Origin of the sequence: Thermus antranikianii DSM 12462, from assembly GCF_000423905.1 — a bacterium.
GTDB classification, from domain to species: domain Bacteria; phylum Deinococcota; class Deinococci; order Deinococcales; family Thermaceae; genus Thermus; species Thermus antranikianii.
In genome coordinates this window covers 13,184-34,282 of record NZ_AUIW01000002.1, presented here as the reverse complement: position 1 = coordinate 34,282, position 21,099 = coordinate 13,184, and the positions used below count along the sequence as shown (strand labels likewise).

Here is a 21,099-nt window from a genome sequence, read left to right as displayed (position 1 = left end):
ATGCTCCGCTACCGCTTCACCGCCGAGGAGTTCCACCGCATGGCCGAGGCAGGCATCCTCCCCGAGGACGCCCGGGTGGAGCTCGTGGAGGGGGAGATCGTCACCATGAGCCCGGTAGGCAAACGCCACATGGCAGCCGTCAAGCGCCTTATGGACCTTCTGTTTCCCTTGCAACAGGCAAGGAAAGCCCTTTTGCAGGTCCAGGACCCGCTAAGGCTTTCCCCGGAAAGCGAACCCCAGCCCGATCTCGCACTCCTCTCCTACCGGGAAAACTTCTACCGGGACAAGGTACCGGAAGCCGAGGATGCCCTGCTGGTAATAGAGGTGGCGGACACCTCCTTGGACTACGACCTCACCGTGAAACTCCCCCTCTACGCCAAGGCAGGGATCCCCGAGGTGTGGGTGGTGGACCTGGTACGGGACCGGGTGCACGTCTTCCGCAAGCCCAGCGGAGAAGGCTACGGCGAGCGGCAAACCCTCGAGGAAGGCGAGCTGGAGGCTTTGGGGCTCAAAATCCCGGTGAAGGAGGTCCTGCCATGACCCGCCACCGGATCTCCCTGGAAGAATTCCACCGCATGGTGGAGGCCGGGGTTTTTCCCGAGGACCTAAGGCTGGAACTGGTGGAAGGAGAACTTCTGGAAATGAGCCCCATTGGAAAACGCCACGCCGCCAAAGTGGCCAGGCTCACCGCCCTCTTTAGCCCCCTCGTGCCCCACAAGGCCATCCTCTTCGTGCAAAACCCCCTGGTGGTGCGGGACTCGGAGCTCTACCCCGATCTCGCCCTCCTGCAACCCCGGTCCGACTTCTACGAGGAGGGGTTACCCACGGCAGAAGACGCATTATTGGTGGTGGAAGTGGCGGAAACCTCCTTCCGCTACGACCTGGAGGTGAAGGTCCCCCTTTACGCCCAAGGGGGCGTGCCCGAGGTCTGGGTGGTGGACCTGGAAGGCAGGCGGGTTCTGGTGCATAGGGAGCCCAGGGAGGGAGGCTATAAGGAGGTCAGAATCCTGGAACCCAGGGACACCCTGGCCTTTATGGGGGTAGAAATCCCCCTGGGAGAACTCCTATGAGAAGAACCCTGATCCTCACCGGGGCAAGCCGCGGGATCGGCCGGGCCCTGGCCCTGGAGCTGGCCCAGGCGGGCTACGACCTGGTGTTGAACGCCCGCTCGGAAGGGCCCTTAAAGGAGGTGGTCGAGGAGGTTCGCGCCCTAGGGGCCAGGGCGGAAGCGGTGGCGGGAAGCGCTGGACAAGCCCAAGTGGCCGAGGAGCTGGTGAAAAAGGCCGAGGGCCTAGGGGGGTTTTACGGCTACATCCACAACGCCGGGGTCCTCCACCCGGGGCCCTTCCTCTACGAGATCGCCGAGGGTCTCTTCCTGGAGGTCCTCGAGGCCAACCTCATCGCCGGCTACCAACTCGCCCGCTTCGCCTATCCCCTCCTCCGGCAAAAGGGGGAAGGGGTGGTGGTCTATGTGGGGTCCGGGGCGGCTGAATCCAACCTTCCCGGCATCGGGGCCTATGCGGTGGCCAAGGCCGCGGAAGAGCACCTGGCCAGACAGCTGGCCGCGGAGGTACCCGAGGTCCCCTGCTTCATCTACCGGCCCGGGGTGGTGGAAACCGAGATGCAACGCCAGGCCCGCGAGGCCCAGGGGAGCGCCGCCCCCGTGCTGCACCAGGTTTTCCGCGGGTACAAGGAGGAAGGCCGCCTCCTAAGCCCAAAGGAGGCAGCCAAAGCCCTGGTGCGCCTCCTGCCGAGGGCGCGCCAGTTTCATGGAAAGATCGCATCCTGGAGGGACGCATGAGATCCGACCGCATCAAGAAAGGCTTGCAGCAGGCCCCCGCCCGCTCCATGCTCCGGGCGGTGGGCGTGGGCGACGAGGACTTCAATAGACCCTTCGTGGGGGTGGTGAACACCTTCACCGACGGCATGCCCTGCAACTACCACCTCCGCCAGTTAGCCCTGGACCTCAAGGCCGGGCTTAAGGAGGCCGGAGTCTTCCCCTTTGAATTCGGGGCCCCTGCCATCTCCGATGGCATCAGCATGGGCACCCCTGGGATGCGGGCAAGCCTCATAAGCCGGGAGGTGATCGCCGACAGCGTGGAGCTTATCGCCCAGGGCTACCTCTACGACGGGATGGTGGTCCTCTCCGCCTGCGACAAGACCATCCCGGGCGGGGCCATGGGGGTGATCCGGAGTGGGGTTCCAGGCATGGTTCTTTACGGGGGTACCATCGCCCCCGGGGAGTGGCAGGGGAGGAAGCTCACCATCGTTTCCGTGTTCGAGGCCGTGGGACAGAGGGCCGCCGGGAGGATCACCGACGAGGAGCTTGCCGCCATCGAACGGCACGCCATCCCTGGCCCCGGGGCCTGCGGTGGCCAGTACACGGCCAACACCATGGCCATGGCCCTCGAGGCCCTGGGCCTCTCCCCCATCGGCTACAACGCCATCCCCGCCGTGCACCCGGAAAAGCCCAAGGCCACCCGGGAGGCGGGCCGTATCCTGGCCCGGGCCATAGAGCGAAACTGGAAACCCCAGGATTTCCTCACCCGCAGAAGCTTCCTCAACGCCATCGCCGCCGTGGCCGCCACCGGGGGGAGCACCAACGCCGTGCTGCACCTCCTGGCCATCGCCCGGGAGGTGGGGGTGGAGCTGAGCCTGGACGACTTCGATCAGGTTTCCCGGAAAACCCCGGTGATCGCCGACCTCCTCCCCTGGGGCACCTACACCGCCTGGGAGCTTTACGAGGCCGGGGGCACCGCCCTGGTATTTAAAAAACTCCTGGAGGCAGGGCTTCTTTACGGGGACGAGAAAACCCTCACCGGCAACACCCTGGCCGAGGAGGTGGAACGGGCCTACCGGGAAGCGGAGGGGCAGAAGGTGGTCTTCCCCGTGGAGCAGGCCCTGAAGCCCCAAGGGGGCCTGGTGGTCCTTAAGGGCAACCTGGCCCCGAGGGGAGCGGTTCTGAAGCTGGCCGGCACCGAGCGCACCTACTTCGAGGGCCCGGCCCGGGTCTTCGACTCCGAGGAAGCCGCCATGGAAAAGGTCCTGGCCAAGGAGATCCGCCCCGGGGACGTGGTGGTGATCCGCTACGTGGGCCCCAAGGGTGCTCCCGGGATGCCCGAGATGCTTTCCGTCACCAGCGCCATCGTGGGGGAGGGCTTGGGTCCCGAGGTGGCCCTTCTCACCGACGGCCGCTTCTCCGGGGGCACCCGCGGCCTCATGATCGGCCACATCGCCCCCGAGGCCTTCGTGGGGGGACCCATCGCCCTTTTGGAGAACGGGGACCGGGTGCGGATCGATGTAGAAAAGCGCCTTTTGGAGGTCCTCCTCCCCGAGGAGGAGCTAAGGAAGCGGCAGGAGCGCTGGCAACCCAAGCCCCCCACCTTCCGCCACGGCCTCTTCGCCCGCTACGCGGCCTTGGTGGAGCAGGCGGACCAGGGAGCGGTGCTAAGGGACCCTGAGGCCTAGGGTTTCCCCGGCCGCTTGACCCCATCGGGGGTGAGGTTCAAGCCTCGCCCCTTGCGTATCTCCTCCGGGGTGAAGGGATCCCCCTTGGCCTGGAGAAGGGCCTTCAGGTGGTTCAATAGAGCGGCAAGCTCCTCGTCCTTGAGCTGGGCAAAACCGGGCATGAGCCCGGCCTCCCCCTTCTTGCCGTAGAGGACCACCAGGACCAGGTACCGCCTCCCCTCCGGGGTGGCGAAGAAGGGGCCCACCCCCTGAAGGCCGGGGTAGGGCCGCACCCCCTGGGCCTTCTCCCCATGGCAGACGGCGCAGGTTTTGGCCCAAAGCCCCTCCGTCCCCTGGGCCAGGGCCGCCCCCAAGCCCACGAGAAAAAGGAGGGGCAAAAACCGCTTCATGAAACCAGTATAGGGGGCCTTGACCCATATGGCCTTTAGCGGGCCTTCACCTGGGTCCAGATCTGGTCATAAAGGGCGATATCCGGTCCCAAGTCCTTGAGGTACTCAAGCTTGGCCCGCACCTCCTCCGGGGGAAAGACCGTGGGGTCCCGGCGCATCTCCTCAGGAAGAAGGGGAAGGGCCTTGGCCACGGGGGTGGCGTAGCGGGTGTACTCCGCCAAGGCAGCGGCGTTTTCCGGTTCCAGCAAAAAGTTGATGAAGCGGTAGGCCAGATCCTGGCTGGGCCCCCGCTTCAGGACCACCATGGCGTCGGTCCACAGGGTGCCGCCTTCCTTGGGAATGACATAGTGAAGCCTCTCATCCTCCTGCCTGGCCTGGAGCACATCCCCGGAGTAGGCCAAGGCCAGGGCGGCATCCCCGCCCAGGATGCGGTTCAAGGCCTCCAGGCCTCCAGCAAAGCCCACAGAGCGGCCCTTGGCCTCGAGGAGAAGCTCCTTGGCCTTCTCCAGGGCCTTGGGATCCGTGGTGTTCACCGAGTAGCCCAGGTACTTCAAGGCCGCCCCGATGGTCTCCCGCATCTCGTCCAGAAGGAGGAAGGGCCCCACCTGCCTGGCAGGGTCAAAGAAAACGGCGAAGGAATCCACCGGACCCTTCACCAAATCCTCCCGGTAGGCCAGGCCCGTGGTTCCCCAGAGGTAGGGGACGGAGTACTGGAGGCCAGGGTCATAGGGAGGGTCCAGGAAGAAGGGATCCAGGTTGGCAAGGTTCCCAAGCCTCCCCTTCTCCAGGGGAGCGATGAGCCCTTCCCGGGCCATCTGGAGCACGTAGTAGTCAGGGGCCACCACCAGGGAGAACTCCCGGTCCGCCCCCGCCTTCAGCTTGGCCAGCATGGCCTCGGGGGACTCAAAGGTATCCAAGACCACCTTAGCCCCGGTTTCCGCCTCAAACTTTTTAAGGAGGTCCTCCGGGATGTAATCCGCCCAGTTCAGAAAGTACAGGGTCCCTCCAGCCTGGGAAGCCGGCTTCGGCCGCACAAGGAGGAACCCCACGACCACCAGGGCCAGAACCAAAAGCAGAATTCCCCAACGCTTCATACCCTCCTCCGGGTTAAAGCATACCCCAAGGCCAGGAAGAAGGCGCTAAGGCCGATGATCAAGGTGGAAAGGGCGTGCACCTTGGGGCTTACCCCCAGCTTCACACTGGAATAGATGTAAAGGGGTAGGGTGGTGGCCCCGGGGCCAGCGGTGAAGAAGGTGACCACGAAGTCGTCCAGGGAAAGGGTGAGGGCGAGAAGCGCCCCCGCCATCACCCCAGGCCAGGCCAGGGGCAGGGTCACGTGCCAGAAGGTCTGCCAGCCCCGGGCCCCCAGGTCGCGGGCGGCCTCCTCCAGGGCTGGGTCCAGGAGAAGAAGGCGGGAGCGCACCACCAGGGTCACGAAGGCCACCTGGAAGGTGATGTGCCCCAGGATCACCGTGAGGAGGGAAAGGCGGGGAAACCCCAAAACCTCCCGGGCCAGGGCGAAGAGGAGGAGAAGGGACACCCCCATGACCACATCGGGCACCACCACGGGGATGTAGAGGAGGTAGGAGAGGAAGCCTTTGCCGGGAAAGCGGTAACGCACAAGGCCCACGGCCAAAAGCGTCCCCAATACCGTGGCCACCAGGGTGGAGACGAAGGCCACCAGGAGGGTGTTCAGGAAATACTCCAGCACCCTGGGATCTTGGAAAAGGGCCCGGTACCAGTCCAGGGTGAAGCCGGTGAAGCGCACCCCCCGGCGGCTTTCGTTGAAGGAGAGGGCCACGATGACCAGGATGGGCAGGTAGAGGAAGAGGTAGACCAAAAGGGCATGAAGGGCAAGAAGCCTTCTCATACCAGGTCCTCCAGATACGGGCTCCGCCCGTGACCGAGGCCCCTTTCCCCCTGCAAACGGGCGTAGAGGTAAAGGGAAAGGAGCACAAACCCCATCAGGAACACGCTGAGAGCAGCCCCAAAGGCCCAGTCCCGGGTGATGCCGAACTGCTGCTGGATGAGGTTCCCGATCAGAACCACCCGCCCCGCCCCCAGGAGGTCCGCCACCACGAAGGTACCCATGGCGGGGATGAAGACCAAGACGCTTCCCGCAAAAAGCCCGGGGTAGGTCTGGGGCAAGACCGCATGCAAGAAAGCCTTAACGGGCCTGGCCCCCAGGTCGTAGGCCGCCTCCAGTAGCTGCCAGTCCAGGCGCTCCACGCTGGCGTACACGGGCAGGACGAAAAAGGGCAGGAAGGTGTACACCGTGGCCAAGAGCACGGCGAGGAAGGAGGGATAAAGGACCAAGGGCCCCAGGCCGAAGGCCCCAAGAAAGGCGTTCACCAGGCCTTCCCGTTGCAACAGCACCAGCCAGGCGTAGACCCGGATGAGGAAGTTGGTGAGAAAGGGAAGGAGGAGAAGGAAAAGGAGGAGGTCCCGCCGGGGATGGCGGGCGATGTAGAAGGCCAGGGGATAACCCAGCAAAGCGGAGATCAGGGTGGCCAGGACCCCCACGAGAAGGCTTTGGGCGAAGGCCTCGAGGTAAACGGGGTGGAGGAGCTTGGCGTAGTTGTGGAAGCCCCAGGGCCCGGTGAGCTCCCCATAAGGCCCCCGGGTGAGGAGGGAGGCCAGAAGCACCAGAAGGGTAGGAAGAAGGACGAAGACCAAAAGCCAAAGGCCCCCAGGGCCCACGGTAACCAGGACCCGGAAGGCGCGCTGCCAGGGAGTAGCCGCCTCATTCATGGACCACCACCAGGTTCTCCGGGGGAAGGTAGCAGAACACCTCCTCCCCGTAGGCGAACTCCTCGGCCCCAGGCTCCTGCAGGTCCTGGTTCAGGGTATAGGCCAAAAGCCGCACCTCCCCCGCCCGCAGGTAGTACTGGTTCTCCGCTCCCGTGTAGACGATCTCCTCCACCCTGGCCCGCACCAGGTTTTCCCGGGCGGGAGCCCCGTTACCCACCGGGTAAAGGCGGATCTTCTCCGGCCGGATCACCAGGTGGGCTTCCCGCGAAAGGGGCTCCTTCAGGCGCAAAACCCCAAGGGGGGTTTCCGCCCCTCCTGGGTGGGGCCTTGCAGGGAGGAAGTTGGAACGGCCGAGGAAATCCGCCACGAAGCGGTTTTTGGGCCGCTCGTAGACCTCGTCGGGAAGGCCCACCTGCTCAATCCTCCCCGAGCGCATCACCGCGATCCGGTCGGACATGACCAGGGCCTCTTCCTGGTCATGGGTGACGAAGATGAAGGTGGTGCCAAGCCTTCGCTGAAGTTGCATGAGCTCCACCCTTAGCTCCTGGCGAAGCTTCAGGTCCAAGGCGGAAAGGGGCTCGTCCAAAAGGAGCACCTCTGGCTCCAGCACCAAGGCCCGGGCCAAGGCCACCCGCTGCTTCTGCCCGCCGGAGAGCTCCCGGGGGTAGCGTTTCTCCAGGCCCAGGAGATCCACCAGCTCCAGGGCCCAGGCCACTTTTTTGCGAATCTCTCCCGCGGGAAGCCCCTTCATGCGGAGGCCAAAGGCCACGTTCCCCTCCACGGTCATGTGGGGGAAGAGGGCGTAGTTCTGAAAGACGGTGTTCACGGGGCGGGCATAGGGGGGAACCCCGGTCATGTCCTTCCCAGCGATCTCGATCCGCCCCGCATCCGGGGTGTCAAACCCGGCGAGAAGCCTGAGGAGGGTGGTCTTTCCGCATCCCGAAGGCCCCAAAAGGCTGAAGAACTCCCCCTGCTTGACCTCGAGGTCCACGCCATCCAGGGCCACCACCCCGCCGAAACCCTTGCGCACCCCCAAGAGGCGAACCAGCACTTCCCCGGCCACGGGGCCCAGTTTAGGGGGAGTGGCCCCCAGGCTCAAGCCTTTAGGGAGCCGCCCGGTCCCGGTGCACCAAGAGGACCAGGCCCAAGGAGAGCAGGGTGGCTATGAGGCTGGAACCCCCATAGGAAAAAAGGGGAAGGGTCAGCCCGGTCACCGGCATCACCCCCAACGCCACCCCCAGGTTCACCAGCACCTGGAAGCCCAGCATCCCCCCTACCCCGGCCAGGAACAGGCGGTCGGAGAGGCGGGGACACTCCAGGGCCATGCTAAGAAGGCGCACCAAAAGGAGGGCGTAAAGCCCAAGGAGGGCCACGGAGCCCACAAACCCCCACTCCTCGGCAAAGACGGCGAAGACGAAGTCCGTGTGTCGGAAGGGAACGAAGCCCAGCTGGGTCTGGGTACCCTGGCCATACCCCTTGCCGAAGAGCCCTCCCGAGCCGATGGCGATGGTGGACTGGATCACCTGGAAGCCCTGGCCCAGGGGATCCCGGTAGGGATCCAAGACGATGAGGACCCGCTCCCGCTGGTAGGGCTTGAGGTTGGGCCAGACCACAGTGGGCACCAAGACGGCCAGGGCGAGAAGGCCCACCAAGATATGCTTCCAAGGCAAGCCCCGCACGAACAAAACGGCAAAGGCGCCAAAGAGCACCACCAGGCCCCCTCCCAGGTCCGGCTGAAGGAGGAGGAGGAGGACCACGGGGGCCGTCAGGAGCCCGGGCAGAAAATAATCCCCCACCCGCCGCACCTCCCGGCCCTCGAGGAGCCGGGCCAAGGCCAGGATCAAGCCCAGCTTGGCCAGCTCCAGGGGCTGGAACTGCAAGGGGCCCAGCACAAACCAGGCCTTGGCCCCGTTGATCTCCCGGCCAAAGGCCAAGACGGCCACCAAAAGGAGAAGGGAAAGGGCGTAAAGGGGGTAGGCCAGGGCGAAGACGGTGCGGCGAGAGAAGAACTGCACCCCCACCGCCAGGAGGAGGCCCAGGAGGAAGGCCGCAAGCTGGCGGTTCAGGAGGGCTGGGTCGGGGGCAGCGCTTCGGAGGTTAAACAAACCCAAAACGGTTATGGCCAGGGTCAGGAGGATTAAACCCCAGTCGTAGGCCAGAAGGTTCGGACGCCTTAGAACCATGGGGGAGCTACCGCAAGGGGATATCGGCGATCAGGACCATCTTCTCCCCCCGCTCCTCCAGGGCCACGCTGAGCCCCTCCTCCTGGGCGGGGAAGTAGCGGCGCAACACCTCCAGGAGGTCCCGTTTCAAGCTCTCCACCAGGCCCGGGGAAAGCTTGGCCCGGTCGTAGGCCAGGACCAGCTTTAACCTCTCCTTGGCCTTCTCCTTGCTCCGCTTGCGCCACCACATCAGCGACCTCCGAAGAGCCTGCGGATCACCGACAAAAGCCCCTGGGCCTCCTCCAGGTTGCGGAAGGGCACCTCCTCGCCCTTAAGGCGGCGGGCGGTGTCCATGTAGGCGACGGCAGCGGGGCTTGTACCCTTTAGCACCAGAGGCTCGCCCTGGTTGGTGGAGATGAGCACCTGCTCGTCCTCCGGGATGATGCCGATGGGCTTAAGCCCCAGGATCTCCACCACGTCCTCCACGGAGAGCATATCCCCCCGGGCCACCATCTTGGGCCGCAAGCGGTTGATGATGAGGAAGTTCTCCCGGATCTCCCGGGCCTCGAGGAGGCCGATGATGCGGTCGGCGTCGCGCACGCTGGAAACCTCCGGGTTCACCACCACCAAGGCTCCTTCCGCCGGGGTGGCGGCGGTCTGGAAGCCCTTCTCGATGCCGGCGGGGGAGTCTATGAGCACCCGGTCAAACCCCTCCTCCGTCAAAAGCTGCTGGACCAGCTCCCGGAACTTTGCGGGGTCCAGGGCCTCCTTGTCCTTGGTCTGGGAAGCCGGAAGCAGAAAAAGATTTTCTATGCGCTTATCCCGGATCAAGGCCTGGCGCACCTTGGCCCGCCCCTCCAGCACGTCGATCAAGTCGAAGACCACCCGCCCCTCGAGGCCCATGACCACATCCAGGTTCCTGAGGCCCACATCCACGTCCACCACCGCCACCTTTTCCCCCAGTTTGGCCAAGGCCGCCCCCAGGTTGGCGGTGGTGGTGGTCTTTCCCACGCCACCCTTACCCGATGTCACCACAATGGCTTTCGCTTTCACCGCTTTCCCTCCTGCACCATATCCAATATCTTGTCCAATTCGCTCAGGAATTCCAAAACCCGCTTTCCCCGCGGGGTCAAGAGGTATTCTACCCGGGGGGGCACTTCGGGATAGGCCTGCCGCTGCACGAAACCCAAGAGGTTAAGCTCCCGAAGCCGCTCCGCCAAGGTGCGGGGGGAAAGGCCCAGGAAGGACTCCAGGTCGGAGAAGCGGGAGGTTCCCCGGCTTAAGGCGAAGAGCACCTCCGGTGCCCCGCGCCGGGCCAGCACCTTGAGCACCTTGCGGGTGTTCTTGGACAGGGCCATGGCCCAATGCTAGCAAAAAATGGCGTAGCTATGTACCGGTGAAGCCATGGATGCCGAAACCAAGGGTAGCCTTGGGCCTCGAGGAAGAATATGCTAGGGAAGGATGAAGGACGGCATCCCACCCGACTGGAAGGACTTCCTGGCCCTCGTGCTGGCGGTCTACAGCCTCCTGTTGCCGCCCCTTTTCCTGGTGTTCGGGGCGCTATTCCTCTTCCTCCTCCTGGTCCGCGTTTTCCTGTAAAACTAAGGCATGGAAGGTCTCTTTGAGTCCCTACCCGAAGGCTACCGGGAAAGGCTTGGCCGCCCCGGGGAGTACCCCTTTACCCGGGGCATCTACCCCCGGATGTACCTGGACAGGCTCTGGACCATGCGGCAGTACGCGGGCTTCTCCACCGCGGAGGAGTCCAACGCCCGCTACCGATACCTCCTGTCCCAGGGCCAGACGGGCCTGAGCGTGGCCTTTGACCTCCCCACCCAGCTGGGCCTGGATCCCGACCATCCCATGAGCGTGGGGGAGGTGGGCCGGGTGGGGGTGTCCATCGCCACCCTCGAGGACATGCGAAAGCTCTTCGACGGCATCCCCCTGGACCGGGTCTCCACCAGCATGACCATCAATGCTCCCGCCATGATGCTCCTGGCCCTCTACCTTCTGGTGGCGGAGGAGCAGGGGGTTTCCTGGGACAAGGTGTCGGGCACCGTGCAGAACGACATCCTCAAGGAGTACTTCGCCCGCGGCACCTACATCTACCCTCCGGGCCCCTCCATGCGCCTGGTGACCGATATCTTTGAGTTCTGCGCCCGGCATGTGCCCCGCTTCAACACCATCTCCATCTCCGGCTACCACATCCGCGAGGCGGGCTCCACCGCCGCCCAGGAGATCGCCTTCACCCTGGCGGATGGCAAGGCCTACGTGAAGGCCGCCCTGGAACGGGGCCTTAAGGTGGACGAGTTCGCTCCTAGGCTCTCCTTCTTCTTCGCCGCCCACGGGGACATCTTTGAGGAAGCCGCCAAGTTCCGGGCCGCCAGGAGGCTTTGGGCGCGCATCATGCGGGAGGAGTTCGGGGCCAAGGACCCGAGAAGCTGGATGCTCCGCTTCCACACGCAAACGGGAGGCTCCACCCTCACCGCCCAGGAACCCTTAAACAACGTGGTGCGCACCGCCTACCAGGCCCTAGCGGCGGTGCTGGGCGGCACCCAGAGCCTCCACACCAACGCCTACGACGAAGCCCTGGGCCTCCCCACGGAAAAAAGCGCCCTCCTCGCCTTGCGCACCCAGCAGATCCTGGCCTTTGAAAGCGGGGTCACCCGGGCCATAGACCCCTTGGGGGGAAGCTTCTACGTGGAGCACCTCACGGACCAGCTGGAGAAGGAAGCGGAAAGGCTGATCCGGGAGATCGACGCCCTAGGAGGAGCGGTGGCCGCGGTGGAGGCAGGGTATTTCCAGCGAGCCATTGAGGAGTCCGCTTGGCAGTTCCAGAAGGAAGTGGAGGAGGGCAAGCGGATCATCGTGGGGGTGAACCGCTTCGCCGATCCCCATAGCCCCCTGAACGAGCCCACCCCTGTGCAGCGCATCGACCCCGAGTTGCATGAGAAGCGCAAGCGGGAACTGGCCGCCTTCAAGGCCCAGCGGGATGGGGAAAGCGTTCGGCTTGGCCTGGAAAACCTCCGCCAGGCGGCCCGGGGAAGCGAGAACCTTTTCCCCTACGTGCTGGAGGCCTTCCGCCGCCGGGCCACCCTGGGAGAGGTCTGCGGGGTGCTAAGGGAGGAGTGGGGGGAGTACCAGCCCGGGAGGTAAGGCATGGAAACCGAAGCCGAGCTTTGGGAGTTTTTGGAAAGGCACCTGGCCAGCATCTACCAAGGGGATTGGGCCACCTACGAGGCCACCACCCATCCCGACCTTTCCCTTTACGAGTGGTTTGTGACCCCCCACCGCCTGGATGGCCTGGCCTTCCACCGATTCATGATCGAGCACAACTGGGCCACCTCGGGAAGGCCTCACCGCCTGGACCTCCTGGAAAAGCGCCTTCAGCGCTACGGGGACGTGGCCATCTTCACCTACACCCTGCTCCTCACCGTGGAGGAAGAAGGGGGGCTAAAGCACCGGGCGGTGAACGAAAGCCGGGTGGCGGTGCGCTTTCCCGAGGGCTGGAAGGTGGTGCACGTGCACAAAAGCCCGGCGGGGTAGCCCAGCCCAAACCCACATCTTTCCTGCCACGCCGCACCCTGCGGAAATCCGAAGCAATGGCCCGGGCCAGGGATCTGCCGGGGCCCCCACGCTGGCGAGAGCCAGGGTGGGGTGGCATAACAAGGGGCCGGGTTTCCCCGGCCCCTCCCCTTTTCCCAGGGCTAGGCCCCTTGCCTTAGGCGCTCCACCACCGAGCGGTCCTCGAGGGTGGAGATATCCCCCTTGATCTCCTGCTCCCCGGCGGCGATCTGCCTCAAGAGGCGGCGCATGATCTTGCCGGAGCGGGTCTTGGGCAGGGCATCCGTGAAGCGCACCTCGTCCGGGCGGGCAATGGGCCCGATCACCTTGGCCACGTGGGCCTTGAGCTCGTCCCGCAAGGCATCGGAGGGAGCATGCCCTTCCTTCAGGGTCACGAAGGCCACGATGGCCTCCCCCTTCAAGGGGTCGGGCCGGCCCACCACCGCCGCCTCAGCCACCGCGGGATGGGAAACCAAGGCGGACTCGATCTCCATGGTGCCAAGCCGGTGCCCGGCCACGTTCAGGACGTCGTCCACCCGGCCCAGGATCAGGTAGTAGCCATCCTTATCCCGACGGGCCCCATCCCCGGTGAAGTAGTTGCCGGGGTGCTGGCTGAAGTACTGCTGCAGGAAGCGGTTGGGATCCCCCCAGACGGTGCGGAGCATGCTGGGCCAGGGACGGGTGATGCAAAGGTGCCCGCCCTCGTTGGGATTCTCCACCGGCTTGTGCTCGGAGTCCAGGATCTCCGGCTTCACCCCGAAGAAGGGCTTTCCCGCATGCCCAGGCTTCATGGGATGCGCCCCGGGCAGGGTGGTGATCATGATGCCCCCGGTTTCCGTCTGCCACCAGGTGTCCACGATGGGGCAACGGCCCTTCCCGATCACCTGGTAGTACCAGAGCCAGGCCTCGGGGTTGATGGGCTCCCCTACGGTGCCCAAAAGGCGCAAGGAATCCAGCCGGTGCTTGAGGGGCCAACCCTCGCCCCACTTCATGAAGGCCCGGATGGCGGTGGGAGCGGTGTAGAGGATGTTCACCCCGTACTTGTCCACGATCTGCCAGAAGCGGTCGGGCTCGGGCCAGTTGGGGGCTCCCTCGTACATCACCGTGGTGGCCCCGTTCAAAAGGGGCCCATAGACCACATAGGAGTGGCCGGTGATCCAGCCCACGTCGGCGGTGCACCAGTAGACGTCCTCGTCCTTGAGGTCAAAGACCAGCTTGGTGGTGAGGTAGACGTAGGTCATGTAGCCGCCCGTGGTGTGCAGGACCCCCTTGGGCTTCCCCGTGGAGCCGGAGGTGTAAAGGATGAAGAGGGGATCTTCCGCCTCCATGGGTTCGGGTTCACAGCGGTCGGAGGCCGCCTCCATGAGCTCGTGCCACCAGTGGTCCCGGCCCGGGGTCCAGGGGACCTCCTCCCCGGTGCGGCGCACCACCACCACGTGCTCCACGCTGGTGGTCTCCTTCAGGGCCTCGTCCGCGTTCTGCTTCAGGGGCACCACCTGGCCGCGGCGGTAGCCCCCGTCGGCGGTAATCAGCACCTTGGCCTCGGCGTCCTTGATGCGGTCGGCCAGGGCCCCGCTGGAGAAGCCCCCGAAGACCACGGAGTGCACCGCCCCGATGCGGGTGCAGGCCAGCATGGCGATGGCGGCCTCGGGAACCATGGGAAGGTAGATGGTGACCCGGTCCCCCTTCTTGACGCCCAGGCGCTTGAGGACGTTGGCGAACTTCTGCACCTCCCGCCAAAGGTCGTGGTAGGTCAAGACCCTCTCCTCCCCTGGCTCCCCCTCCCAGATGAGGGCCGCCTTGTTGCGCCGCCAGGTTTGGACATGCCGGTCCAGGGCGTTATAGGACAGGTTGGTCTTACCCCCCACGAACCACTTGGCGTGGGGCAGGTCCCCCTCCAAAACCTTCTGCCAAGGTTCGAACCAGTGGAGCTCGGAGGCCACCCGTCCCCAGAAGCCCTCGGGGTCTTTTAGGCTTTCCTCGTACAGGCGCTGGTACTCCTCCTCGCTCTTGATGTGGGCCCTGCTCCGGAACTCCTCGCTGGGATAGAAGACCCGCTCCTCCTTGAGAACGCCTTCGATCCGGTCCATATACCCTCCCTTGGCCTCTAAGGATAGGCTGGCCCCCGGGTGGGGTCAAGAAAAAGGGGGTTTTTCACCATTTGCCAAACTCCCCTTTTCTTGACAGGGAGAGCTTAACCCGCGGAACATGGACCTGAATGGCCAGGAAGAGGAGCCTTTCCACGGTCCAGGCGGCCCTGCGCATCCTGGCCTACCTGGCCGAGCACCCGGAAGGGGTGGGGGTAAAGGAGGTGGCCCGCCTCCTGGGGAAGAGCCTCTCCACCGCCTACGCCCTTCTCAACAGCCTGGCGGAGGAGGGCTTCGCCGTGAAGACGGAGCGGGGATACCGCCTGGGCCAGGCCAAGCCCCTCCGGCTGGAGACCACGCCCCTCGAGGAGGCCCTGGAGGAACTCTACCTCCGCACCCGGGAGCGGTGCTACCTGGCCCTTCTGACCCCGGAAGGGATCCGGCTCAAAACCCGGGGCCGGCAGGGCCAGCCCCACCCCCTGGGGGAGAGCCTGCCGGAGGAAGCCCACGCCCTGGCCCTGGGGAAGGTCCTCCTGGCCCACGGGGCCCTGCCCCTTCCCCCCTTGCGCCCCCGCACCCCCTATACCCTCACCGACCCCCTGGCCCTGGAGGAGGAGCTGGCCCGGGTGCGGGAGTCGGGGTTGGCGGCGGAGATGGAGGAGTACGCCCAGGGGCTTTCCGGCCTAGCGGCCCCCCTCTTCGGCCCCGAGGGGCAGCTTCTGGGGGCTTTGGGGGTGGTGGTGCCCGCCCGGCGCTTCCCCTTCGCCTTCAGCCGCCTGGCCCGGGCCCTTTCTGAGGTGGCCCAGGTGTCCGCCCACCTGCGCCCCCCCGAGCCCCCCAGCCTGGCCCCTCCCTTGGAACCGAGCCTCCAGGTGGAGGTGGTGGAACCCCCCTGCGCCCTTAAGGAAAGGGCCAACCTGCGGGACTACCCCAGGGCCTACCAGGCAAGCCTCGAGGATCCCGAAAGCTTTTTCGGCAGCTTCGCCCGGGAGTTCCACTGGGAAACCTCTTGGGAAAGGGTCTATGACCCTGCCACCCACACCTGGTTCGGTGGGGGGCGGACCAACGCCGCCTTAAACGCCTTAGACCGCCACCTGCCCGAAAAGGCCCAGCAGGTGGCCCTCATCACCCTGGATGGGGATGGGCACCTGGAAAAGTGGACCTACCGGGAACTTTTGGACCTCTCCAGCCGCCTCGCCGGGGTCTTCCAGGCCCTAGGGGTAAAGCGGGGGGACCGGGTGGCCCTCTACCTGCCCACGGGGCTGGAGGCCGCCTTGAGCCTCCTGGCCTTGGCACGGATTGGGGCGGTGCACGTGGCCCTGCCCGTGGGCCTGGGCCCGGAAGCCTTAAGGGAGCGGCTCCTGCAGGGTCAAGCCCGTCTCCTGGTGGCCGCCGACGGCTACTTCCGCCGGGGCCAGCTCATCCCCTTAAGGCCGGTGGTGGAGGCAGCCCTTTCGGGCCTGGATCTTCCCGTGCTCTGGCACACCCGGGGCACCACGGAGTTTCTGGAAAGGGCCTCGGAGGGAAAGCCCGCGGACGCCGTCCCCGTTCCCGCCCAGCATCCCCTCTTCATCCTCCACACCTCGGGCTCCACGGGCAAGCCCAAGGGGGTGGTCCACGGCCACGGAGGGTACATGGTGGGGGTAAGCTGGGCCCTCCGCTACCTCTTTGACCTGAAACCGGGAGAGGTCTTCCACACCACCGCCGACCTCTTTTGGGTGGTGGGGCATTCCTTCGGCCTGTACGCCCCGCTCTTCCTGGGGGGTACCAGCCTCCTGGTGGAGGACCGGCCGGACCACCCCAACCCCGCCGCCTTCTACGAGAGGCTAAGGCGGTTCGGGGTGGACGTGCTCCTCACCTCCCCTACGGTGCTCCGCACCCTGCGCCGCCACGGGGAAGCCCGGCCCACCTCCTTGCGCCTGGTGGGGAGCGTGGGGGAGGCCCTGGCCCCTGAGGTGTGGCGCTGGACCCGGGAGAACCTGGCCTGGCCCCTGGACAACTGGTGGCAGACCGAGCTGGGGGCCCCTGCCCTGGCCACCCCCCTCACCCTCCCCGCCAAGCCGGGCTTCGTGGGCATCCCCTTGCCCGGGGTGGAGGCCCGGGTGGTGGACGGGGAAGGGCAGGTCCTCCCTCCAGGGGCCAAGGGCCACCTGGTGCTCCTGAGGGCAGGGCCGGCCCACATGGTGGACCTCCTTGGGGGGGAAAGCCCCTGGCGGGGTGGGCTCTACTGGACGGGGGACCTCGCCACCTGGGACGAGGAAGGCTACTTTCGCATCCTGGGCCGCTCCGAGGAGGTCATCAAGGTGGGGGAGGCCCGGCTCGGCACCGCCGAGGTGGAGGCGGCCGCCCTCACCCACCCCCAGGTGGCGGAGGCAGCCGCCATCGGGATCCCCGGGGAGGAAGGCGAGGAAATCGTGGTCTTTGCGGTTCCCAAGAAGGAGGTGCCCGAGGAGCTCAAGGCCCTCCTGGCCGAGAAGATCAAAGCCCACCTTTTGCGGCACCTGGGACCGGTTCCCCCTCCCCGGGTGGTTTTCGTGGAGCGCCTGCCCCGTACCCGAAGCGGCAAGATCCTAAGACGGCTCCTAAAGGCGGAGCTCCTGGGCTTAGACCCTGGAGATGTTTCTGTATTGGAGGAGGAATATGGTGGTGCAAAAGCTTCTTAAGGCGGAGGAACGGCTTTGGGCCCCGGAGGAGGTGCGCCTTAGGGCGAATCTCCAGAATTTCCCTGAAGAGTACCGGCGAAGCCTCGAGGACCCCGAGGGCTTCTGGGGGGAATGGGCCCGGAGGTTCTACTGGGAGAAGCCCTTTGAAAAGGTCCTCGAGTGGAACCTTCCCGAGCACCGCTGGTTCTTGGGAGGCACCACCAACGCCGTCTACAACGCCCTGGAACGCAATGTGGAAAGGGGCCTGAGGAACAAGGTGGCCCTCCTCTACCTCTCCGAGGACGGCCGGGAGGAGAAGCTCACCTACGGGGAGCTTTTGGACCGGGTGCGCCGCCTGGCCACGGGGCTTAGGCGCCTTGGGGTAGAGAAGGGGGACCGGGTGGTCATCTACATGCCCTTAACCCTCGAGGGCATCCTGGCCATGCTGGCCACCGCCTACCTGGGGGCCATCCACAGCGTGGTCTACGCCGGGCTTGGGGTGAGCGCCCTGCGGGAACGCATCCTGGACGCCGGGGCCAAGCTCCTCATCGCCGGGGATGTGAGCTACCGAAGGGGCAAGGGAGTGGACCTCCGCTCCATCGTGGAGGAGGCCATCAAGGACCTGCCCCTCCAGGTGGTCTGGTTCCAGCGGGCCTTCCAGGCGGAGCTTCCCGAGGGGCATTACGACTTCCAGGAAATCCTCTGGGGAAGCCCCCCAGAGGCCCGGGCAGAGATGGTGGAGGCGGAGCACCCCCTCTTCATCCTTTACACCTCCGGCTCCACGGGGAAACCCAAAGGGGTGGTGCACGTCCACGGGGGATACATGGTGGGCACCACCTACCACCTGCGCACCTTCTTCGACGTAAAGGACGACGACCTCTTCTGGGCCACCAGCGACATCGGCTGGATCGTGGGCCACTCCTACATCGTCTACGCCCCCCTCCTGGAGGGGGTCACCAGCCTCCTCCGGGAAGGAGCCCCCGACTACCCCGACCCCGGGGCCTTCTGGCAGGTGGTGGAGCGCCACCGGGTGAACGTGATGTTCACCGCCCCCACCGCGGTGCGCCTTTTCATGAAGTTCGGCCCCGAGTGGCCTGCCCGATACGACCTTTCCTCCCTGCGCCTCATCGCCGTGGCCGGGGAACCCTTAAACCCCGAGGCCCTGCGCTGGGCTTACCAGCACCTGGTGGATGGGGGTCGGCGGGGCTTTGTGGCCGACAACTGGTGGCAGACGGAGCTGGGCGGGCCCACCCTGGGCACCCCCCTGGTGTTCCCGGCCAAACCCGGCTTCGCCGGGGTGGCCCTGCCTGGGGTGGAGGCGGGGGTGGTGGACGAGGAGGGCAGGCCCGTGCCCCCAGGGCAGGGAGGGCTTCTGGTCCTCCGGCGCCCCTTCCCCCACATGATGCGCACCGTCTGGGGCAACCACGAGCGCTACCTCCAGTACTGGCGCGAGGTCCCGGGCGGGGTCTACGCCGCTGGGGACGTGGCGAGCCAGGACGAGGAGGGCTACTTCAGCGTCCTCGGCCGGGCGGACGACGTCTTGAACGTGGCCGGGCACCGCATCGGCACCGCGGATGTGGAAAGCGCCCTGGTCTCCCACCCGGCAGTGGCCGAGGCCGCGGTGATCGGGGTGCCCGACCCCCTGAAGGGGGAGGCCATCAAGGCCTTTGTGGTCCTGCGCCTAGGGCAAACCCCTTCCGAAGAGCTGAAGGAGGGCCTGGTCCAGCACGTGCGCCGGGAACTGGGGCCCATCGCCACCCCCAGCGAGATCGTCTTCCTGGACAAGCTGCCCAAGACCCGCTCGGGGAAAATCCTCAGGCGCCTCCTGAAGGCCCGGGAACTGGGCAAGGACCCGGGAGACCTCTCCACCCTGGAGGAGTAGGTTTCCCCAACCTTAAGGGGTGGGGCCCTTGGGCCCCACCCCTTTTTGCCCCCTTTCCGGGGAGATTGGGCATACAAAAACGCCCCTTTTGCGCATGGCTGAAAAGCCAAGGTTTCTTGACACCCCCCTCATCCTTCCCTAAGATGGCCGCTAACCGCGAGGGAAGCCTGTGCCAGGAAGCGCCTGTAGCGCTTCCCGAGCGGGGGAGGGAGTTATGAGCGCGCTGGAGGCATACTGGAAGGAAAACCTAAGTCTTATCCGAAACCTCCTCATCATCTGGGCCTTGGCCTCTTATGTGCTGGGCATCCTGCTGGCCGAGCCCCTGAACGCTATCCGGGTCTTCGGCGGGCCCCCCTTGGGCTTTTGGATCGCCCAGCAGGGGAGCATCTACGTCTTCGTCATCCTCATCTTCTACTACGCCAGCCGCATGGCGGCCCTGGACCGGAAGTACGGCTTTGAGGACTAGGAGGAACGCCCATGAGCGCTGAAGTCTGGACCTGGATCATCGTGCTGGCCACCTTCGCCCTCTACCTCGGCATCGGCTACTGGGCCCGCGTGCGGGAAACCGCCGGCTTCTACGTGGCCGGGCGCGGGGTACCCCCCATAGCCAACGGGGCCGCCACCGCCGCCGACTGGATGTCTGCCGCCAGCTTCATCTCCATGGCGGGCCTCATCTCCTTCCTGGGCTACGACGGGGCGGTCTACCTGATGGGCTGGACCGGGGGGTATGTGCTCCTGGCCCTCCTCCTGGCCCCCTACCTGCGGAAGTACGGCAAGTACACGGTGCCCGAGTTCGTGGGGGACCGGTACTACTCCAACCTGGCCCGGGTGGTGGCGGTGATCGCCGCCATCTTCGTCTCCTTCACCTACGCGGTGCCCCAGCTCCGGGGCGTGGGCATCGTGCTCTCCCGCTACCTGGGGGTGGACGTGGCCACGGGGGTCTGGGCTGCGGTGATCGTCACCGCCTTCATCGCGGTGATCGGGGGGATGAAGGGCATCACCTGGACCCAGGTGGCCCAGTACACCGTGCTCATCATCGCCTACCTGATCACCGGCATCGCCCTGTCCAACTTCCTCACCGGCAACCCCATCCCCCAGCTGGCCTTCACCTTCTCCGACTTCGCCGTGCGCCTCAGCCAGCTCCAGGTGGAGCTGGGCCTCAAGGAGTACGTGGCCCCCTTCCAGAACCTGAACCTGCTCAACGTCTTCCTCATCACCCTGACCCTCATGGTGGGCACCGCGGGCCTGCCCCACGTGATCATCCGCTTCTACACGGTGCCCAAGGCCTCCGACGCCCGCTGGAGCGCCGGCTGGGCCCTGCTCTTCATCGCCCTCCTCTACACCACCGCTCCTGCCGTGGCCGTTTTCTCCAAGTACAACCTCCTGAACACCCTGGCCAACAAGACCGTGGAGGAGGTCCAGGGGATTGACTGGGTGCAGAAGTGGAGCAAGACCGGCCTCCTCAAGCTGGAGGACAAAAACGGGGACGGGAAGTACCAGATCACCGCGGCCAAGGACACCAACGAGATCACCATTGACCGGGACATCATCGTGCTCTCCACGCCGGAGGTGGCCAAGCTCTCCCCCATCGTGGTGGGCCTGGTGGCGGCTGGGGGTCTGGCGGCGGCCCTTTCCACGGCGGCAGGCCTCCTCATCGTCATGGCCAGCGCCATCAGCCACGACCTCTACACCCGCATCATCAACCCCCAGGCCTCCGAGGCCACCAAGCTCACCATCGCCCGGGTGGTGATCCTCCTGGTCACGGTGCTGGCCGCCCCCTTCGGCATCAACCCCCCGGCCTTCATCGCCCAGCTGGTGGCCTTCGCCTTCGGCCTGGCCGCCAGCACCTTCTTCCCCGCCATTCTGCTCGGCATCTTTGACCGCCGGATGAACACGCAAGGGGCGGTGGCGGGGATGCTGGTGGGCCTGGTCTTCACCGCCACCTACATCGTGGGCACCAACTACCTGGGCTGGCCCCGCTTCCTCTTCGGCATCTCCCCTGAGGGCATCGGCACCGTGGGCATGCTCCTCAACTTCCTGGTGGCCTACCTGGTCTCCCGGGCCACGCCCCCGCCCCCCGCGGAGATCCAGAAGCTGGTGGACGAGATCCGGGTGCCCAAGGGGGCAGGAGCGGCCGCCGAGCACTAGGCGAGGGGC

21 protein-coding genes are annotated in these 21,099 nt (G+C 65.8%); 11 read left to right on the top strand and 10 right to left on the bottom strand.

Annotation, left to right across the window (positions count from 1 at the left end):
* From G584_RS0101910 to ilvD, 4 genes are read left to right on the top strand one after another with little or no spacing between them, the layout of a single operon-like run.
* Entirely contained in the window at positions 1–540 is a 540-nt protein-coding gene (locus tag G584_RS0101910; protein WP_028493087.1) for a Uma2 family endonuclease, read from the top strand.
* The gene (locus tag G584_RS0101905; RefSeq protein ID WP_028493086.1) at positions 537–1,070 is read left to right on the top strand and encodes a Uma2 family endonuclease; all 534 of its coding nucleotides are present in this window, start codon (positions 537–539) and stop codon (positions 1,068–1,070) included. The genes G584_RS0101910 and G584_RS0101905 overlap by 4 nt, the downstream gene beginning before the upstream one ends.
* Entirely contained in the window at positions 1,067–1,801 is a 735-nt protein-coding gene (locus G584_RS0101900; RefSeq protein WP_028493085.1) for an SDR family NAD(P)-dependent oxidoreductase, read from the top strand. Before G584_RS0101905 ends, G584_RS0101900 begins: the two co-directional genes overlap by 4 nt.
* Positions 1,798–3,468, top strand: a complete 1,671-nt coding sequence (gene ilvD / locus G584_RS0101895; protein ID WP_028493084.1) for a dihydroxy-acid dehydratase — start codon at positions 1,798–1,800, stop codon at positions 3,466–3,468. The genes G584_RS0101900 and ilvD overlap by 4 nt, the downstream gene beginning before the upstream one ends.
* Here the strand turns inward: ilvD and G584_RS0101890 are convergent.
* Genes G584_RS0101890 through G584_RS0101850 form a run of 9 tightly spaced genes read right to left on the bottom strand, consistent with a single transcriptional unit; the run spans position 3,465 to position 10,128 of the window.
* Positions 3,465–3,857, bottom strand: a complete 393-nt coding sequence (locus tag G584_RS0101890; protein WP_028493083.1) for a c-type cytochrome — start codon at positions 3,855–3,857, stop codon at positions 3,465–3,467. The genes ilvD and G584_RS0101890 overlap by 4 nt on opposite strands.
* 35 nt (positions 3,858–3,892) lie before the next feature.
* Positions 3,893–4,951, bottom strand: coding sequence for a polyamine ABC transporter substrate-binding protein (locus G584_RS0101885; protein WP_028493082.1), 1,059 nt, complete (start codon positions 4,949–4,951; stop codon positions 3,893–3,895).
* Complete coding sequence (locus G584_RS0101880) at positions 4,948–5,727, bottom strand: ABC transporter permease (RefSeq protein ID WP_028493081.1); 780 nt, start codon at positions 5,725–5,727, stop codon at positions 4,948–4,950. Before G584_RS0101880 ends, G584_RS0101885 begins: the two co-directional genes overlap by 4 nt.
* Positions 5,724–6,608 carry an ABC transporter permease gene (locus tag G584_RS11845; RefSeq protein WP_051209127.1) on the bottom strand — a complete coding sequence of 295 codons (885 nt, stop codon included), beginning with the start codon at positions 6,606–6,608 and terminating at the stop codon, positions 5,724–5,726. Before G584_RS11845 ends, G584_RS0101880 begins: the two co-directional genes overlap by 4 nt.
* Positions 6,601–7,671 (bottom strand): ABC transporter ATP-binding protein, encoded by a 1,071-nt coding sequence (locus G584_RS0101870; RefSeq protein ID WP_028493080.1) that lies wholly within the window; start codon positions 7,669–7,671, stop codon positions 6,601–6,603. Before G584_RS0101870 ends, G584_RS11845 begins: the two co-directional genes overlap by 8 nt.
* A 40-nt stretch (positions 7,672–7,711) precedes the next feature.
* Positions 7,712–8,791: a rod shape-determining protein RodA gene (gene rodA, locus G584_RS0101865; RefSeq protein ID WP_028493079.1), complete on the bottom strand. Its 1,080-nt coding sequence runs from the start codon at positions 8,789–8,791 to the stop codon at positions 7,712–7,714.
* A gap of 7 nt (positions 8,792–8,798) precedes the next feature.
* Positions 8,799–9,020, bottom strand: a complete 222-nt coding sequence (gene minE, locus G584_RS0101860) for a cell division topological specificity factor MinE (protein WP_028493078.1) — start codon at positions 9,018–9,020, stop codon at positions 8,799–8,801.
* The gene (gene minD / locus G584_RS0101855) at positions 9,020–9,823 is read right to left on the bottom strand and encodes a septum site-determining protein MinD (RefSeq protein WP_028493077.1); all 804 of its coding nucleotides are present in this window, start codon (positions 9,821–9,823) and stop codon (positions 9,020–9,022) included. The genes minE and minD overlap by 1 nt, the downstream gene beginning before the upstream one ends.
* A complete protein-coding gene (locus G584_RS0101850; RefSeq protein ID WP_028493076.1) occupies positions 9,820–10,128 on the bottom strand; it encodes a winged helix-turn-helix transcriptional regulator in 309 nt (102 codons plus the stop codon). Before G584_RS0101850 ends, minD begins: the two co-directional genes overlap by 4 nt.
* Positions 10,129–10,231: 103 nt before the next feature.
* On the opposite strand from G584_RS0101850, the gene G584_RS12780 reads away from it, so the two are divergent.
* From G584_RS12780 to G584_RS0101835, 3 genes are read left to right on the top strand one after another with little or no spacing between them, the layout of a single operon-like run.
* Positions 10,232–10,369: a hypothetical protein gene (locus G584_RS12780; RefSeq protein ID WP_169378067.1), complete on the top strand. Its 138-nt coding sequence runs from the start codon at positions 10,232–10,234 to the stop codon at positions 10,367–10,369.
* A gap of 9 nt (positions 10,370–10,378) precedes the next feature.
* Positions 10,379–11,923, top strand: coding sequence for an acyl-CoA mutase large subunit family protein (locus G584_RS0101840; RefSeq protein ID WP_028493075.1), 1,545 nt, complete (start codon positions 10,379–10,381; stop codon positions 11,921–11,923).
* 3 nt (positions 11,924–11,926) lie between these two features.
* Positions 11,927–12,313 (top strand): nuclear transport factor 2 family protein, encoded by a 387-nt coding sequence (locus tag G584_RS0101835; RefSeq protein WP_028493074.1) that lies wholly within the window; start codon positions 11,927–11,929, stop codon positions 12,311–12,313.
* A 161-nt stretch (positions 12,314–12,474) separates the two neighbouring features.
* Here the strand turns inward: G584_RS0101835 and acs are convergent, their stop codons facing one another.
* Positions 12,475–14,421, bottom strand: coding sequence for an acetate--CoA ligase (acs, locus tag G584_RS0101830; RefSeq protein ID WP_028493073.1), 1,947 nt, complete (start codon positions 14,419–14,421; stop codon positions 12,475–12,477).
* Positions 14,422–14,549: 128 nt separating this feature from the next.
* Here acs and G584_RS0101825 point away from each other — a divergent pair, with 128 nt between their 5' ends.
* The 4 genes from G584_RS0101825 to G584_RS0101805 all read left to right on the top strand — a co-directional run bounded on the left by G584_RS0101825 (position 14,550) and on the right by G584_RS0101805 (position 21,090).
* Positions 14,550–17,081 carry an AMP-binding protein gene (locus tag G584_RS0101825; protein ID WP_028493072.1) on the top strand — a complete coding sequence of 844 codons (2,532 nt, stop codon included), beginning with the start codon at positions 14,550–14,552 and terminating at the stop codon, positions 17,079–17,081.
* Positions 17,059–18,942, top strand: a complete 1,884-nt coding sequence (locus G584_RS0101820) for an acetate--CoA ligase (protein WP_028493071.1) — start codon at positions 17,059–17,061, stop codon at positions 18,940–18,942. The genes G584_RS0101825 and G584_RS0101820 overlap by 23 nt, the downstream gene beginning before the upstream one ends.
* 214 nt (positions 18,943–19,156) lie before the next feature.
* On the top strand, positions 19,157–19,408 hold the full coding sequence (locus tag G584_RS0101810) for a DUF4212 domain-containing protein (protein ID WP_018111266.1): 252 nt from the start codon (positions 19,157–19,159) through the stop codon (positions 19,406–19,408).
* Positions 19,409–19,419: 11 nt separating this feature from the next.
* Entirely contained in the window at positions 19,420–21,090 is a 1,671-nt protein-coding gene (locus G584_RS0101805) for a sodium:solute symporter family protein (protein WP_028493070.1), read from the top strand.
* The last annotated feature ends 9 nt before the right edge of the window (positions 21,091–21,099 follow it).

Bases quoted from the DNA above. Each gene is read 5' to 3' on its own strand.
- G584_RS0101900 (WP_028493085.1), top strand. From the start codon at position 1,067: ATGAGAAGAACCCTGATCCTCACCGGGGCAAGCCGCGGGATCGGCCGG.
- G584_RS0101890 (WP_028493083.1), bottom strand. From the start codon at position 3,857: ATGAAGCGGTTTTTGCCCCTCCTTTTTCTCGTGGGCTTGGGGGCGGCC.
- G584_RS0101835 (WP_028493074.1), top strand. From the start codon at position 11,927: ATGGAAACCGAAGCCGAGCTTTGGGAGTTTTTGGAAAGGCACCTGGCC.
- G584_RS0101910 (WP_028493087.1), top strand. From the start codon at position 1: ATGCTCCGCTACCGCTTCACCGCCGAGGAGTTCCACCGCATGGCCGAG.
- G584_RS0101885 (WP_028493082.1), bottom strand. From the start codon at position 4,951: ATGAAGCGTTGGGGAATTCTGCTTTTGGTTCTGGCCCTGGTGGTCGTG.
- rodA (WP_028493079.1), bottom strand. From the start codon at position 8,791: ATGGTTCTAAGGCGTCCGAACCTTCTGGCCTACGACTGGGGTTTAATC.
- G584_RS0101810 (WP_018111266.1), top strand. From the start codon at position 19,157: ATGAGCGCGCTGGAGGCATACTGGAAGGAAAACCTAAGTCTTATCCGA.
- acs (WP_028493073.1), bottom strand. From the start codon at position 14,421: ATGGACCGGATCGAAGGCGTTCTCAAGGAGGAGCGGGTCTTCTATCCC.
- G584_RS12780 (WP_169378067.1), top strand. From the start codon at position 10,232: ATGAAGGACGGCATCCCACCCGACTGGAAGGACTTCCTGGCCCTCGTG.
- G584_RS0101905 (WP_028493086.1), top strand. From the start codon at position 537: ATGACCCGCCACCGGATCTCCCTGGAAGAATTCCACCGCATGGTGGAG.
- G584_RS11845 (WP_051209127.1), bottom strand. From the start codon at position 6,608: ATGAATGAGGCGGCTACTCCCTGGCAGCGCGCCTTCCGGGTCCTGGTT.
- G584_RS0101840 (WP_028493075.1), top strand. From the start codon at position 10,379: ATGGAAGGTCTCTTTGAGTCCCTACCCGAAGGCTACCGGGAAAGGCTT.
- G584_RS0101880 (WP_028493081.1), bottom strand. From the start codon at position 5,727: ATGAGAAGGCTTCTTGCCCTTCATGCCCTTTTGGTCTACCTCTTCCTC.
- G584_RS0101850 (WP_028493076.1), bottom strand. From the start codon at position 10,128: ATGGCCCTGTCCAAGAACACCCGCAAGGTGCTCAAGGTGCTGGCCCGG.
- G584_RS0101805 (WP_028493070.1), top strand. From the start codon at position 19,420: ATGAGCGCTGAAGTCTGGACCTGGATCATCGTGCTGGCCACCTTCGCC.
- ilvD (WP_028493084.1), top strand. From the start codon at position 1,798: ATGAGATCCGACCGCATCAAGAAAGGCTTGCAGCAGGCCCCCGCCCGC.
- G584_RS0101825 (WP_028493072.1), top strand. From the start codon at position 14,550: ATGGCCAGGAAGAGGAGCCTTTCCACGGTCCAGGCGGCCCTGCGCATC.
- minE (WP_028493078.1), bottom strand. From the start codon at position 9,020: ATGTGGTGGCGCAAGCGGAGCAAGGAGAAGGCCAAGGAGAGGTTAAAG.
- G584_RS0101820 (WP_028493071.1), top strand. From the start codon at position 17,059: ATGGTGGTGCAAAAGCTTCTTAAGGCGGAGGAACGGCTTTGGGCCCCG.